This window comes from Pseudoalteromonas fuliginea (genome assembly GCF_000690055.1).
Taxonomy (GTDB): Bacteria; Pseudomonadota; Gammaproteobacteria; order Enterobacterales; family Alteromonadaceae; genus Pseudoalteromonas; species Pseudoalteromonas fuliginea.
The window spans coordinates 78,090-93,644 of the sequence record NZ_JJNZ01000030.1; the positions used below are offsets into that span (position 1 = coordinate 78,090).

14 protein-coding genes are annotated in these 15,555 nt (G+C 39.1%); 9 read left to right on the forward strand and 5 right to left on the reverse strand.

Features of this window, described 5'->3' with window-relative positions:
- Positions 1-1,383, reverse strand: a complete 1,383-nt coding sequence (locus tag DC53_RS10100) for a Na+/H+ antiporter NhaC family protein (protein WP_033029831.1) — start codon at positions 1,381-1,383, stop codon at positions 1-3.
- 323 nt (positions 1,384-1,706) lie between these two features.
- Here DC53_RS10100 and DC53_RS10095 point away from each other — a divergent pair, with 323 nt between their 5' ends.
- Positions 1,707-2,213, forward strand: a complete 507-nt coding sequence (locus DC53_RS10095) for a GNAT family N-acetyltransferase (RefSeq protein ID WP_033029833.1) — start codon at positions 1,707-1,709, stop codon at positions 2,211-2,213.
- Here the strand turns inward: DC53_RS10095 and DC53_RS10090 are convergent.
- From DC53_RS10090 to DC53_RS10075, 4 genes are all read right to left on the reverse strand, one after another.
- The gene (locus DC53_RS10090; protein ID WP_033029835.1) at positions 2,210-2,818 is read right to left on the reverse strand and encodes a PqiC family protein; all 609 of its coding nucleotides are present in this window, start codon (positions 2,816-2,818) and stop codon (positions 2,210-2,212) included. The genes DC53_RS10095 and DC53_RS10090 overlap by 4 nt on opposite strands.
- Entirely contained in the window at positions 2,818-4,473 is a 1,656-nt protein-coding gene (pqiB, locus tag DC53_RS10085; RefSeq protein ID WP_033029838.1) for an intermembrane transport protein PqiB, read from the reverse strand. Before pqiB ends, DC53_RS10090 begins: the two co-directional genes overlap by 1 nt.
- Positions 4,470-5,636, reverse strand: a complete 1,167-nt coding sequence (locus tag DC53_RS10080; protein ID WP_239462840.1) for a paraquat-inducible protein A — start codon at positions 5,634-5,636, stop codon at positions 4,470-4,472. The genes pqiB and DC53_RS10080 overlap by 4 nt, the downstream gene beginning before the upstream one ends.
- 184 nt (positions 5,637-5,820) lie before the next feature.
- Entirely contained in the window at positions 5,821-6,636 is an 816-nt protein-coding gene (locus DC53_RS10075) for a thioesterase family protein (RefSeq protein ID WP_033029842.1), read from the reverse strand.
- Between the two features lie 241 nt (positions 6,637-6,877).
- Between DC53_RS10075 and dnaK the strand changes: the two genes are divergently transcribed.
- From dnaK to DC53_RS10035, 8 genes are all read left to right on the forward strand, one after another.
- Positions 6,878-8,794 carry a molecular chaperone DnaK gene (gene dnaK, locus DC53_RS10070; protein ID WP_007375531.1) on the forward strand — a complete coding sequence of 639 codons (1,917 nt, stop codon included), beginning with the start codon at positions 6,878-6,880 and terminating at the stop codon, positions 8,792-8,794.
- Between the two features lie 200 nt (positions 8,795-8,994).
- Positions 8,995-10,134 carry a molecular chaperone DnaJ gene (gene dnaJ, locus DC53_RS10065; protein WP_007375530.1) on the forward strand — a complete coding sequence of 380 codons (1,140 nt, stop codon included), beginning with the start codon at positions 8,995-8,997 and terminating at the stop codon, positions 10,132-10,134.
- 99 nt (positions 10,135-10,233) lie between these two features.
- Positions 10,234-10,695 carry a Cys-tRNA(Pro) deacylase gene (gene ybaK / locus DC53_RS10060; protein WP_033029845.1) on the forward strand — a complete coding sequence of 154 codons (462 nt, stop codon included), beginning with the start codon at positions 10,234-10,236 and terminating at the stop codon, positions 10,693-10,695.
- A 123-nt stretch (positions 10,696-10,818) separates the two neighbouring features.
- Positions 10,819-11,223: a DUF1761 domain-containing protein gene (locus DC53_RS10055; RefSeq protein WP_033029847.1), complete on the forward strand. Its 405-nt coding sequence runs from the start codon at positions 10,819-10,821 to the stop codon at positions 11,221-11,223.
- Between the two features lie 42 nt (positions 11,224-11,265).
- A complete protein-coding gene (locus tag DC53_RS22580; protein WP_007375527.1) occupies positions 11,266-11,517 on the forward strand; it encodes a hypothetical protein in 252 nt (83 codons plus the stop codon).
- A 150-nt stretch (positions 11,518-11,667) separates the two neighbouring features.
- Positions 11,668-11,931, forward strand: coding sequence for a CBU_0592 family membrane protein (locus DC53_RS10045; RefSeq protein ID WP_007375526.1), 264 nt, complete (start codon positions 11,668-11,670; stop codon positions 11,929-11,931).
- Positions 11,932-12,306: 375 nt separating this feature from the next.
- On the forward strand, positions 12,307-14,037 hold the full coding sequence (locus DC53_RS10040; protein WP_033029849.1) for a sensor histidine kinase: 1,731 nt from the start codon (positions 12,307-12,309) through the stop codon (positions 14,035-14,037).
- Positions 14,030-15,394, forward strand: coding sequence for a sigma-54-dependent transcriptional regulator (locus DC53_RS10035; protein WP_007375524.1), 1,365 nt, complete (start codon positions 14,030-14,032; stop codon positions 15,392-15,394). Before DC53_RS10040 ends, DC53_RS10035 begins: the two co-directional genes overlap by 8 nt.
- Positions 15,395-15,555: the final 161 nt, after the last annotated feature.

Sequence of the window (15,555 nt, forward strand, 5' to 3'; positions counted from 1 at the left end):
TTAAGCCATTATCAAAAAGCCTATAACAGCTAATGCCGCAGCAATCAGTGTATATGGCAATTGTGTAACGGCATGGCTCATTAAATTACAACCAGAACCTTGCGCTGCGAGTACGGTTGAATCTGAGTAAAAACACGCTTGGCTACCAAAAGAGGAAGCCGATAATAGCGCACCAATGACCAGTGGTATGTTTGCATCAACCGTATTTGCCAGTGGCATAACAATCGGAATTGATACAGCAAAAATACCCCAGCTAGACCCAGTTGCAAACGCTAAAATAGCCATTGAAATAAATACCACGGCTGGTAAGTATGCAGCGGTCATATAAGGGCTTAAGCTGCCAATAACAAACTGAGGCAAACCAATTAAGTCGCATACATCTTTAAATATAAACGCAGCTATAACAGTACCAATCGCGGGGATCATACTTTTAAAGCCATCAAGCATGCGTTCAATCATTTCACTTACGCTCATTAATTTTTGTAGAGCATAAAACGGGAGAGTGACCGCCATTGTTGCTAATAAGCCTTTGTATACGTCTATTTCAAAGTAAACAGTAAATGCAACCAGTAAAATAATCGGCACCAAAAAGTTACGTAATTTACCTTTAGGATCAGCATCTTCAAAGTTTTCTTCTACGGCTTTTACTGCATATTCATCCGCTGTTTGAACGTCATTGTATTGGGCTGGATCAACTTGAGCTTGCTCAATTTGAGCCATTTGCTCTGCTTTTTTCATTGGGCCAATCGCAGGGATAACACCCAGCACAACAAGTAAAACAACAAGCACTGCAAACCACGCGTAAAACATGTACGGAATAGCTTGAATATAAACAGCAATCCCTTTGCCTTCCTCAGCAATACCGTTATCTACCAATAAGCCACTAAAAAATACCGCCCAGGTAGATAAAGGGACAAGCACACAAATTGGTGCAGCAGTTGAGTCAACAACGTAAGCAAGCATCTCACGGCTCACTTTAAATTTATCGGTAATGCGTTTCATGGTTTCACCCACAGTAAGCGCATTTAAATAGTCATCAATAAAAATAACCACACCTAAACAAAAGGTCATAAACAAAGATGAACGCTTACCTTTGGTGTACTTAAGAGCTAGCTTGCCAAAAGCCGATGCACCACCTGTACGCACTAATAGTGCGATAAGTGCGCCAAAACCACCACATACAAGTATTAGCCAGCCGATGGTTTCGTCTGTCATCACTTTTAGCGATGTACTCGCAAAGTTAGTAAGTACCTGTGCAGGGTCGGCTATAACTAAACCAACTAAAGCACCAATAAGTAAAGATAAAATAGGGCGGCGTAATACAACAGCCAATACAACTACCACCAACGGTGGCAGTAAACTTAACGCAGAAGGTTCAAGCATTTAAGTATTCACAAAATTAAAAGCATGTATAAAAATTAAAATAGTATTAATTTTTAAACTGCTTATACAAAAACAAAGAAGATGATAAGTTTGTTGTTAAATCATTTTCCAAGTCACTGCTTTTGTACGCGTGGGAGGGACACTTAAACAGTTATGTTAAATAGCTGTTTAAGTGAAACGCGTTGGCTTTGGCGCCAGACGGTGCGAGGAGTGCAAACCGCTATTGTTGTGCCTGTAAAAACATCGGCGCAAAAATAATCTGCTTTTTAATTTCAGTCAACAAAAAGTTACATGCTAAACAAAGTTTTTTAGAGGAACTTACATTGAACGCAGTATTTAAAACAAATCGTCTGTTGTTACGCCATGCGAATGAGATTGATGCAGCGGTTTTACTTAAGCTAGTTAATCAGGCTAGTTTTATAAAGCACATTGGCGATAAAGCAATTTATACCCTTGATGATGCCAAGTCGTACATCAATCAGTCATTTATTGCTTCTCATAACTACCAAGGCTTTGGTCCTTACGTTATTACTTTGCATAATGCTGAAGTGATTGGCGTTGTTGGGTTTTATAAACGTGCAGCGTTACAACAACCTGATTTAGGTTTTGCACTTGTAAGCGGTTTTGAAAAAAAGGGCTATGTTTTTGAAGCGGCCAGCGCACTTTTGCAACATAAACATAAATTTGGAATTACAAAACTGTGTGCAATAACATCACTAGATAATAGGGTATCGCAGAATGTGTTGTTAAAATTGGGTTTTAAAATAGAGGGCAAAGCGGTTATCAATAATGATAAAACCGCCATGATTATATTGTCACTTAATGATTAAAGTCTTGCTTGTTCTATTTGTTTTGCAACATTTAGGTTTATATTTAGCCATGTTGCTTCAAGTGTCGAAACCAGGCCATCGTATCCATCATCATCTATAGGCACTAGGTTTGAAAAATTATGGATACTTATAAGACGTCGGCCTGTTTCTGGGTGTGTGTAATATAAACGCCAAAGCCCTGAAATATCAGCGTTACCTTCCATATCGCCATTAAAGTGATGAATTTCGTATTCAAGCTCATAAAATGTTTGTTGATCGAGTTCAGTAATGACCGGTAAGCCCTTTATAACCATCCAATTTGGCATAGCATTAAAAAGAGTTTGCTGGGCTGTGGCAGTAAGCATTACATCTGGCGATTCACCCCACAGGTTGTAATTAGCAGCATGAATTTGGTTGCTGTCTATTTTCATAGCAATGCCCAAATTATTTAAAGCGCCTCTGAGTACAACAGTTTGTATTCTTAGTTGCGCATCTGTATCCGCAATGTTTCGAGACGAAGCGCCTATAGGCTGTTCAAACTGGTAATACTGTGTCGCAGTTTGTATTGATGAACTACAACCTGACAATAGTAATAATAAACTTGCAGTTAAAAATAACGATTTCATTATTGCTTCCTTGGTTTTGGATCTGCGGGTAATGATTTATCAAAAATTAGCATATTAGGTTGCTCGTTCAAACCACGAGTAAGCGGTTGTAACCCTTCACTTAAACGTTTAAATTCTTTTAATGTTTGCTGTATTTGATGATGCAGTTCAGAACCGGCTTGGTAACTGGCCATTGTTTTGTCGAATTGACGCATGGTTACTTCAAATTGCACCATACTTTTTGTCATTTTCTCAAAATTACGGTTAAAGTCGCCTGGTAAGTTTTGTGTATCTTTTTGGCTCAGTAGCTCTCGCATTTCATTAGCAAGCGCTCGATAGTCAGTAAATGTCGCTTGCATTTGCGCTAAGCTATCTTCAATTTTTAAGTCATTAACTTTATTGAGTACATCAGATACTTGATCTGCCAATACGGTTATACCGCTGGAAATACTTGGAAAAACATCATATTGAACAAGTTTGCCTAAATGCGCTGCGGGTGCGTCGGGATATATATCAAAATCAACATACACCGCACCCGTTAATAAATTGCCGGGCTTTAATGAAGCGCGCATCCCACTTTCAATCCAGCCTTTTAAACTACCTTGCCAATATTCTTTAGCTGAAGCACTGTCATGATACAAGCGTCCGTATTCTACTTTTATAAGTACCGGAACGGCCGTATTGTGGTTTCTAAAGTGAGCGGGCTTACCGTTAACAATTACATTAGCAGGGGCTTCTACAACAGTCCCTACACGCATACCTCTATATTCTACAGGCGCTCCTGTGCGCAACCCTCTAACGGATTGTTCGAATTCAATTAGGTAGTAATCAAAGTCGTAAAAGCGCTCTTCTAACGCTTCTTTATAGCTTTGGCTTAATGAAAAGCTATGCCCATCTTGTGCTATTTCACCCGGTGCCTGTTGCTCAGGTAACCCAACAGAAACACCGCCTTTTAAAAGTTTGCTTAAAGAGCCAGTATTTATATTAATACCGTCTGCAGAGAGGTCAATTTCAATACCCGCGTTCACCCAAAAAATAGAATTCATAGTGATGAGGTTTTGATAAGGTTCTTTAATAAACACGCCATACTTCATTGCTTGGTTTTCCCAATCAAAAATAGCGGTTTCTATCTGACCTATTTTGTAATTTTTGAAAAATATACCGGTACTTACATCTAGTACTTCAGCGTTATAACTAAGGAGTTTAAAGCGACCGCCTTTAACGTCTTTGCCGATAAGTGCGGGTTCATCTTGGAGTGTAAACCTTTCTTTTAGTTCTTTACTTTCTCCTGGAGAAAACTCTAAATAAACACCAGATAAAAGAGTACTCATACCACTAATACCTGTTTCATCAATGCGAGGTTTAACGACCCAAATTTTTGCATCATCGGTTAATAAGCTATTGTAATTTTTATCTATTTGTGCACGAGCAATAACACTGTCTTGCGTGTCGGATAGCCGAATATGATCAATTTGACCTATTTTTACACTGCGCACTTTTATTTCCGTTTTACCTGCAATAATACCTTCGGCCTGTGGCATTTCGATAAAAATAGTAGGGCCTTTATTTGCTTGATACTGATATAGCATCCACATGCCCACTAAAAGCGCAATTGCCGGAATGATCCAGATGGCGGAAATCTTCGGTTCTTTTGTTATTTCAGCAGTTTCGGTCATGCTTTATTCTCTGATATCTTATTTTTAGGTGAATCCCACAACAAGCGTGGGTCAAAGGCATGGGCAGCCATCATTTGGCATATTACCATAACTGTAAAAAATACAATGCCAAGACCTGGAGTTACCGACATTAAATTACCAAGCTGTACCAAGGCAACTAAAATAGCAACGACAAATACATCTATCATTGACCATTTTCCAATAAACTCAGTCAGTTGATAAATTCGAGTATAACTTTTTGTATGCCGATTTGCAGGTTTTGTAACCATAATACATAAAAAGCTCAGCACAAACGCTTTAGCAAGCGGTACAACCACACTGGCTAAAAATATAATGGCAGCAATGGGATAGGAACCACTCTTCCAAAGTGTAATTACACCACCAATTAATGTAGAGGGGGATTCATCACCTAAACTAGTGGTATGCATTATTGGTAAAACATTAGCAGGAATATAGCAAATAACAGAGGTTATTAACCATGCAGTTGCTTTTTGTACACTATAAGGGTTTCTGATGTGTGTTTTAGTGTGGCAACGTTGGCAGATATCACCGGTGCATAGTTGGTGACATACATGGCAGGCTTTAATATTTTCATCAATTGCGCGTTTTGCGTTATCAGCGCCTTCGAGTATTTTTACAGGCTTAATTTGAGCCCATAAACGCGGGCGATTTAAGTGAACAAGTGCTGCTATATATAAAATAACAAACCCTACATAAGCCCAGAAACTTGCCCCAAAGCTAATATCAGCCAGCGACATAATTTTAACCATACTGACCAGCACACCGATTAAAAATATTTCTGACATAATCCAAGGCTCTAACGCAAGCGTGAATTTCAATAACCGCCTTGCTATGCCTTCGGGCAATGTTTTTAATACCCCTAAGTGCAGAGGGATCAAAATAAGGAGTAAACCCATAGGCAGGGCAATAATACTAAGATCAATAAATAAGCCGAGTAGTTCGCTATCGTAATTAAATAAAATTCGTGCGGCATCGGGTAGAGTAATTGTTTGAGTAATGCCGCTACTGCTAAATGAAATGAAAGGGTAAAACATGCTGCTTAGCAACATTAACAAAGCGCTAAAACTCAGTGCAACAATACGGCTGTCGTGATTCACATCGGCTTCGCAAAGTTTATGATGGCAATGTGGGCATATCGCCATTTGTTTCGCGATTATGCGAGGTATGTCTATGATCAGATCGCAGCAGGGGCAGACAGTTTGCAATTTAATACCAAGCAAGAAGAATGTTTGTCCAATTTTGCAATATTTAATGCATTAATACAACGCGAACAGTGAATAAGCCTTTAAAAGCCAAACACTTTAATATTGTTTGGCTTTAGGGCTTTTAGTCAAATAACGCCACCGTTTGGCGTGTAAGGGCTATTAACTCCCCTGATTGTGACCAAATACAGCCATCTTCTAAACCATAACCATCTTTTGAATGATGAGTGATTGCTTCAAAGCCAAGCCATTCGCCAGGTGTTAAGTTTGGTTCTTGCACAAACTCTAAGTACCAAGACATGCTACTAGCTGGAGCGGGTTGTTTAAACATTTGTAATAACGTAGGTGGCCATGCATCTGTTAATGCAATAACGTGCGCTTCTGTTATTTGCTCTGGGGTGTGCTTAAAGCGCATCCAGCCCCCTAAGTGAGAAGTTTCTGCGCTGCTAAATGGCATAGCGCCTTGTTGTGGGCATAAATCAACATGCTGAAAAAACTCAGGCATCTGACCTTTAACAAAAGGGAGCGTATAGCGCTCGTCTACCGGTTTTAACCCTAAAGATTTCGAAACGGGCACATTAACACCCGACTCTCTACTTTTAGCAAAACATGCTTGTACGATAACGCACACTTGTTCATTTTGAATGGCTTTGGCAAGTACTTGTGTACTACTTTTACCTTGTCGTAGTATTTCTACTGATAAAGAAAAGGGAGTATCGGCAAGCAATGGTCCTACAAAATTAGTGCTAAGAGAAAGTAGACGACGATCACTTGCAACCTTACCTCTGATTGCTTGATACAACAGTGCGGCTGATAGCCCACCAAAAGCAGTTCTGCCTTGGCACCAGTTTTCTGGAAATTGCATTGTGCTAGTTAATTGTTCGGTATTGTCTGAACTTCCAATTTTTGAAGCTTGGAGAAGTAATTGTTCAAAATGCATGAAGATGTCCTTTTAAAGTGCGATTTAATAAATTTATAACATAACCAAACTAGTCAGACCAGTAATTAAAAGCGCCTCTGGCGGTGTAAAAATCATCATTCCTTACAATTATTAGGGTTATTTTGTAAATAAATCATAAAAAATGAATTTTTTTTCATTTTTACAGTTGAAATAAGTTTGGCGCATCCCTATTTACTAAGTCATCGAACGTATTAACGAATATTGAAGTTGGAGAAGTTTCATGGGTAAAATTATTGGAATCGATTTAGGTACTACAAACTCTTGTGTTGCAGTACTTGATGGTGGCAAAGCACGTGTTATTGAAAACGCGGAAGGCGATCGCACAACCCCGTCTATTATTGCTTACACGCAAGACGGCGAAACATTAGTAGGTCAATCTGCTAAGCGTCAAGCGGTTACTAACCCGACAAACACATTATTTGCAATCAAGCGTTTAATTGGTCGTCGTTTTGAAGACGAAGAAGTACAACGCGATATCGGCATCATGCCGTTTAAAATCATTAAAGCAGATAACGGCGATGCATGGGTAGAAGCGGGCGGCGAAAAACGCGCTGCACCACAAATTTCTGCTGAAGTACTGAAAAAAATGAAGAAAACGGCTGAAGACTTTTTAGGTGAAGAAGTAACTGAAGCTGTAATCACAGTACCTGCATACTTTAACGATTCACAACGTCAAGCAACGAAAGATGCTGGTCGTATTGCGGGTCTTGAAGTTAAACGTATTATCAATGAGCCAACTGCTGCGGCACTGGCTTACGGTATGGATAAAAACCGTGGCGAAAACATCGTTGCAGTATATGACTTAGGTGGCGGTACTTTCGATTTATCAATCATTGAAATTGATGAAGTTGAAGGCGAGCACACTTTTGAAGTACTTGCTACAAACGGCGACACTCACTTAGGTGGTGAAGATTTCGATAACCGTGTAATCAACTACCTAGTAGCTGAATTCAAGAAAGATCAAGGCTTAGACTTAAAAGCTGATCCTCTTGCAATGCAACGTGTTAAAGAAGCTGCTGAAAAAGCAAAAATTGAACTTTCATCTGCACAATCTACTGAAGTAAATCTTCCGTATGTAACTGCTGATGCATCTGGTCCTAAGCACATGAACGTGAAACTAACACGTGCTAAGCTTGAATCACTAGTTGAAGATTTAGTAACTAAGTCTCTAGAGCCACTTAAACGTGCACTTGCTGATGCTGATTTATCAGTAAGCGACATCAACGATATTATTCTTGTTGGTGGCCAAACACGTATGCCTTTAGTACAAAAAACAGTTGCTGATTTCTTCGGTAAAGAACCACGTAAAGACGTAAACCCTGATGAAGCAGTTGCAGTAGGCGCAGCGATTCAAGGTGGTGTACTTGCTGGTGACGTTAAAGATGTACTATTACTAGACGTTTCTCCATTATCTCTAGGTATTGAGACAATGGGTTCAGTAATGACTGCATTAATTGAGAAAAACACGACGATTCCTACTAAGAAATCGCAAACATTCTCAACCGCTGAAGATAACCAATCTGCTGTAACAATTCACGTGTTACAAGGTGAGCGTAAACGTTCAAGCGACAATAAATCTCTAGGTCAATTTAACCTAGAAGGTATTCGCCCAGCACAACGTGGTACACCGCAAATCGAAGTAACATTCGATGTTGATGCCGATGGTATCTTACATGTATCTGCGAAAGATAAAGATACAGGTAAAGAGCAAAAAATCACAATTCAAGCATCTTCAGGCTTAAGCGATGAAGAAGTTGAAAAAATGGTTCGTGATGCAGAAGCACATGCTGAGGACGATAAAAAGTTTGAAGAACTTGTAGCTGCTCGTAACCAAGCTGATGCTTTAGTTCATGGTACTCGCAAGCAAATTGAAGAAGCTGGCGATGCATTACCAAATGAAGACAAAGAAGCGATTGAAGCGGCTGTTGTAGATTTAGAAGCGGCTATTAAGAGCGACAATAAAGAAGAGATTGAAGCTAAAACTCAAGCGCTTGCTGAAAAGTCTCAAAAACTGATGGAAATTGCACAAGCGAAAGCACAGCAAGGTTCAGCAGATGCAGGCGAGCAACAGCAATCAGCTAAGCAAGACGACGACGTTGTTGATGCAGAGTTCGAAGAAGTGAAAGACGACAAATAATTGTTGCTAACGCTTCTCGCTAGCCAAAAATACTTAACTCAGTTGAGTGTTTAGGTTAGGATGAACAATTGAGGCGCGCGAGCAATAGCTTGTCGCGCCTTTTACATGTGTTTAAGGTTCAAATTCAATGATAAATCGATGGGATTTATCGGTTTATCCAGCAGCTTACGCTGCAAATAGAAAAGAGTAGTGTGATAGATATGTCAAAACGCGATTATTACGAAGCCCTCGGCGTAAGCAAAGATGCGAGTGAGCGAGACATAAAAAAGGCGTATAAACGCTTAGCGATGAAATATCATCCAGATCGTACCGCAGGCGATAAAGATCTCGAAACAAAGTTTAAAGAGGTTAAAGAAGCCTACGAAATTTTAACCGATGCGCAAAAACGCCAAATGTATGACCAACATGGTCATGCGGCATTTGAGCAAGGCGGCGGTGGTGGCCATGGTGGTTTCGGCGGCGGCCAAGGTGATTTCGGTGATGTATTTGGCGACGTATTTGGCGATATTTTTGGTGGTGGCGGTGGTCGACGTCAATCTCGTCAGCAACGTGGCTCTGACTTACGTTACAACATGGACTTAAGCTTAGAAGAAGCGGTTCGTGGTAAAGAAGTTGAAATTAAAGTACCAACATGGGTGGGTTGTGAGCCATGTGACGGCAGTGGTGCTAAAGCGGGTTCTAAACCTAAAACATGTACTACATGTCATGGTGCTGGCCAAGTGCAAATGCGCCAAGGTTTCTTTGCTGTGCAGCAAACATGTCCAACGTGTCAAGGACAAGGTCAGATTATTTCAGATCCTTGTAACAAGTGTCATGGTCAAGGCCGCGTAGAAAAAACCAAAACGCTTTCAGTTAAGATTCCAGCTGGCGTTGATACCGGTGACCGTATTCGCTTAACAGGTGAAGGCGAAGCCGGAATGCACGGCGCGCCATCTGGCGACTTGTACGTGCAAGTATCGGTTCGCGAGCATGAAATATTTGTACGTGAAGCGAATAACTTATATTGTGAAGTACCAATTAGCTTTACTACAGCAGGCCTTGGTGGCGAAATTCAGGTGCCGACACTTGATGGTCGTGCAAAACTTAAAATACCGTCTGAAACGCAAACGGGAAAAATGTTCCGTATGCGTGGCAAAGGTGTTAAGTCTGTACGCAGTGGTGCCCAAGGCGATCTAATTTGTAAAGTGGTAATCGAAACGCCAGTTAATTTGAACGAGCGTCAACGTGAATTACTGACTGAATTAGATGAAAGCATGGGCACAGATAGCTCTAAAAACCGTCCTAAAGAGCAAGGCTTTTTTGACGGTGTTAAAAAGTTTTTTGATGATTTAACTAAGTAAATTTAAATTATTATAAATAATGAAACGGCGCTTTTTAGCGTCGTTTTTTTTGCTTTAAATTTTATTTTTGTTACTGTTAATAAAAAATGATTAAGTATTATGACACCTGCAATCGATCTATTGAAAAAATCAAAAATCTCGTTTGATGTCTTAAGTTACGAGCACGACGCTAGCAATAGTCACTATGGGCTTGAAGCAGTTGAAAAGTTAAAGCTTAATAGCCATCAAGTATTTAAAACATTAGTGCTTGAAACACATGAAGGCGAATTAATTGTTGCAGTAACACCTGTTTCTCAACAAATTCATTTAAAGCAATTGGCAAAATTAGCCTCATCTAAAAAGGTGGCGATGGCGGCTGCACAAAAAGTACAAGCCAGTACGGGGTATATTTTAGGAGGGGTAAGTCCACTGGGACAAAAAAAACGCCTCGCTACCTACATTCATGGTAGTGCATCACAGTTTGAGCACGTATATGTAAGTGCAGGAAAACGCGGTTTAGAAGTGAAATTAATGACAACCGATCTTATTACATTAACTGGTGCAAAACTGGGGATATTTTAACTTTTTCTTTTTGACATTTACGGGGAGTCCATATAAGGCCCTAGTTTCCAGATTATGAGTTTGCCGCTTTAATAATTATTAACTACAGTCAAATAACCCATCATGCATAAGTTATGGCAGTATATGAATTTTTCTGATGTTGATTATTTTGCGGTATTAATTGCCGCGCTCTCTTGCTTTATGCTTGGCGGCATTTGGTATTCAAATAAAATGTTTAAACAAGCTTGGCTTGAAAGTTGTGGTTTAACAGAGCTAGATTTGCAATCAGCAGATCCAAAATTAATTTTTGGAGGGAGCTTTTTATTATCTTTTATAGCCACTTTTTTGCTTGCATTGTTTCTAGGTGAAAACCCTAACGTTGGTGAAAGTGTAGGAACTGGATTTATTATCGGTGTATTTTGGGTTAGTAGTTCACTTGGGCTTAGTTATATTTTTGAGCAACGGCCGATGAAGCTGTTTTTAATTAATGGTAGTTTTCATATTTTACAATTTTCTTTAATGGGCCTAATTTTGGGTATTTGGCCTTAGTCTTGTTACACTTTAGGTATTACTTTGAATTAATGACTAATTATGGCTAAACCAAATAAAAAAGGGCCAACAAAAACGGTTGATATTTTTTGTTCTGCTTGCAAAACCCCCTTATTTAAGTATCGAAAGGGCGGTAAAGGAGCGCTTGTTAAATGTTTTATAGAACGTATTAGCCAAAATTTCACAAAAGAGCCCTGTATTTGCCCTAACTGTAATCGTCCTTTTGCAAGGCCTGCTGTGATAAGAGGGATACCCGCTTATAAAATTATTGGTGGTAAAGTTACATTTAAATAAGCATATTGCTTATACGGACATATGCCCTTGTTAGAATTTATCATCTTGATAGAATCGCCCGGTTTTGCTGTTTCAATGAATGAAAAAATACCCTCCCCACGGATCGGGCCAGTTTTTTGGGTTATTTAAAAATGGATAAAGGATAGTTTCGTGATAGCACTCTTATTTGACATCATAGGTATGACAGGTACTTTTTTAGTCGTTGGCTCATTCTTTTTACTGCAGCTAGGTAAAACATCTCCAACTAGCTTAATGTACAATATGATGAATTTAACAGGGGCCATTTTATTGTTGATCAGCCTTTGTTATAACTTTAACTTAGCCAGTTTTGTAATCGAAATATTCTGGATTGCAGCGTCATTAATTGGTTTATACAAATATGTTAAAAATCGAAGAGCTGTAACTGCAAGCTAATTTAGCGAATAGATAATGCTCTATATCAATTTGCAATAATACGTTATCAATTTAAGGGATAAAGCCTGAGGCTAACAGAAGTCAAAACTTCTGATTTATAACGCCATGGATGCAGTAGATAAAGCAATGCAGAAGTCATTGCTGGGAACAACGAAATAACGAATTTTTACCTTGTTATCGGCAATGTTTACTACCTCAAAATAGATAATTTAATGAAGTGAATTGGTATAATAAAAATCACCGTGAATATTTTTGTTTGCGGTGATTTTTTGTTTTTACTCGCTCTGATTTTTGTTAACAAAAGTTTATATCGCTATGGCCAATAAGCCGTTAAACTAGGTTCTTTAAATTCATCAGGTTATTTTGTGGGTCAGTATGTTTTCTCTTTCTAAAAGAATCATTATTACTTGTATATTACCCATATTTATTTTGTTGATATCATTTTTTCTCGGACGAATTCATGATATTGAGCAAGCAAACCTTCAGGCTGAACGCCAAGTTACTCAATTAAATAATTATATTGATACTGAACTTGCACGCTTTTCTGCGATCCCAGAGTTATTAACTTATAATGAGTTGATGATAAGTTTTGTATCAGGATCACCACAACATTATAGCGCAATTAATAATTATCTAGCTGATATTCAGCAAGCCAGCGGTGCGTCTGACATCTTTGTGTTGGATACGCAAGGTGATGTTATTGCAAGTAGTAATTGGCAGACTGATTACACTTTTTTGGGCAGTAACTATGCTTTTAGACCCTATTTTAAACGTGCTTTTACGGATGATAAAGTGGCCTATTTTGCACTTGGTATACGTTCAAATAAACGAGGCATATATTTTTCACAAGCAGTTTATAGTGATAATAAAGCCATTGGAGTAGTGGTTTTAAAAGTTAATGTAAGTAAGTTCGAAAATGATAGAGAGTTGCTAAATACGTCGAAAGGGAGCCATTTTTATTTACAACTTCCCGATCACGTTATTGCCATGTCTGATATTGAACAGTGGCGTTTGAATAGCTTTACTCAGCTCGGAGTTACTGCAAAGCAGGAGATTAAATCTAGCCGTTCTTATCTGGATCATCAACCAATATACATAAAGCAGCATCAGTCTCAGAGCCAAGGTACGACGCAATTTAAAATTGATAAACAGCGATATGTTTCGTCCTCAATGAAACTCAATAACCTTAATGCCACAATGCATATTCTTGTCGATGTATCAAAGGTCGATAGCGCACAAATATCGCGCTTATTTTGGGTTATTATTATCTACAGTTTTATAATTATTATTGGGTATAGCTTATTAGCTCGTTTTGCTGGATATAAAAAATTACTTTATTCAAGGCATAGTCTTGAGCAAAAAGTAATAGAGCGTACCCAAACGCTTGAAAAGGTACAAACGGCTTTAGTGCAATCAGCTAAACTGGCTACTATAGGGCAGCTGAGTGCTGGTATAAATCATGAAATAAACCAACCTCTTAGTGCAATTAATACATACCTAGCAAGTGCTAAGCGGCTATTAGCAAAAGGTAATTACGAAGCCTTAAGTCAAAGTTTGGTTATTATTGAAGGGCTAGTCGAGCGAGTGCATAAAATTGTGGGGCAGCTGAAGCACTTTAGTAAACCATCAGGGATGCAATTAAGGCCATACCCGCTTGCTGCGCTTGTTAATAATGCATTAATGATTTCTAGCGCGCAGTTAAAGCAAGACAATGTGCAGGTGCAGCCCCCGCAATTTGATGAAGCAGTCATCGTCTGGGTTGATGCTCTTAAGTTTGAACAAGTGCTGGTTAATTTAATTACCAATGCCAGCCAAGCTATGAATGGTGCTGTTGAACGTAATTTGACCTTCAATTTGGAGTGTTTTGAAGAACGCGTTAAATTCTCTATTTTAGACACCGGTTCGGGTATTGAACAACATGTATTTAGTCATTTATTTGAGCCCTTTTACAGCACTAAAGATAACAAAGGTCTCGGTTTAGGGTTATCAATATCAAAACAGATTATTGATTCATTTAATGGCTCTTTAAGCGCACACAATAGATTGCAAGGTGGGGCTGAATTTATTATTAGTCTTTCAAGTAAGCAGGGGGATAAGCATGATTGATAGTTTGTTGTGTAAACACATTATAGTGATTGATGATGAAGCGATGATCAGAGATTCGCTAAAACAACTACTCACACTAGAAGGTTATACAGTAGAGTGTTTTAACGACGCAAGTACGGCTCTTAGTAAGCTTAGCCGACGGTATAATGGAATTGTGCTTAGCGATATTAATATGCCCACAATGAACGGTTTAACTTTACTCGAGCAAATCACAGCCTTTGACAGTGAGCTTCCTGTGATATTTTTAACCGGCTATGCCGACGTGTCCATTGCGGTAAAAGCGATGCAATTAGGGGCATACGATTTATTCGAAAAACCGCTGAACGAACACTTACTTGATTGTATTGCCAGAGCTTGTGATAAGCGCAGTCTTGTTATGGAAAATCGCGCATTAAAAGTGGTTGTGCAAAAAGCATCTGCGCCGGGTGTACGTATATTGGGGGATACGCCCAAAATGCAACATATGATGCATTTATTAAATACAGTAATAGATACGCCAACAGATATAATGATTGAAGGCGAAACCGGCACAGGAAAAGAGCTCGTAGCACGCTATTTACATGATCAGAGTATTCGTTCGAGTTGTAACTTTGTGGCGATTAACTGTGGGGCTGTACCAGAGCAATTAATAGAAAGTGAACTGTTTGGCGCAGCAAGTGGAGCATACACGGGTGCTACGCAAAGCCGTAAAGGTAAGTTTGAATATGCACAAGGCGGTACGGTCTTTTTAGATGAAATAGAAAGTACCCCAATGTCGCTGCAAGTTAAATTACTGCGCGTTTTAGAAGAGCGAAAAGTGACACCAGTGGGCGATAATAAAGCCATTGATTTAGATATAAGAATTGTAGCTGCGACAAAAGTTGATTTACTTTCCTTGGTGGAGAAAGGGGAATTTAGAGCTGATTTATATTACAGGTTGAGCTTAGTTAAAGTTAATATCCCGCCATTACGTGATCGCAAAGCCGATATATTACTTTTGTTTAAGCATTTTAGTTCCATTGCTGCAACGCGCTATCACAAGCCTCCAGCACCCCTGAACAGCGAAATACAACAGCGCTTAGTTGCTTATGATTGGCCTGGTAATGTAAGAGAGCTCAGAAACCAAGCCGAACGTGCGGTATTACTTGGCGCCGAACTTGCCTTTACCGAGGTGAATACGCAGCAGTTTGGTGGATTATCTCCTGATTTGAGCTTATCAGAAAAAGTGGCTTTTTATGAGCAATCACTGATTGAATATGCGCTTGAGCAAAATCATGGAAGCATCAAAAATACCATGGAAACACTGCAAATTGCGCGTAAAACACTTTACGATAAAATGAGTAAATATAATCTCAATCGAGATATGTTTACGGAATAGTTGTGCGGATTTAGTGACAACATGTATTTCTAAGTGTGCGGTTAACCGCACACGCTTGTGTAAATAATAACAGCAATTTTTTTTAAGGTTATGAAAAAAAAGGTTTTTATATCATTGGCAGTAAATTTGCCTTATTAGAGCCGACAATAAGTTGATTCTAA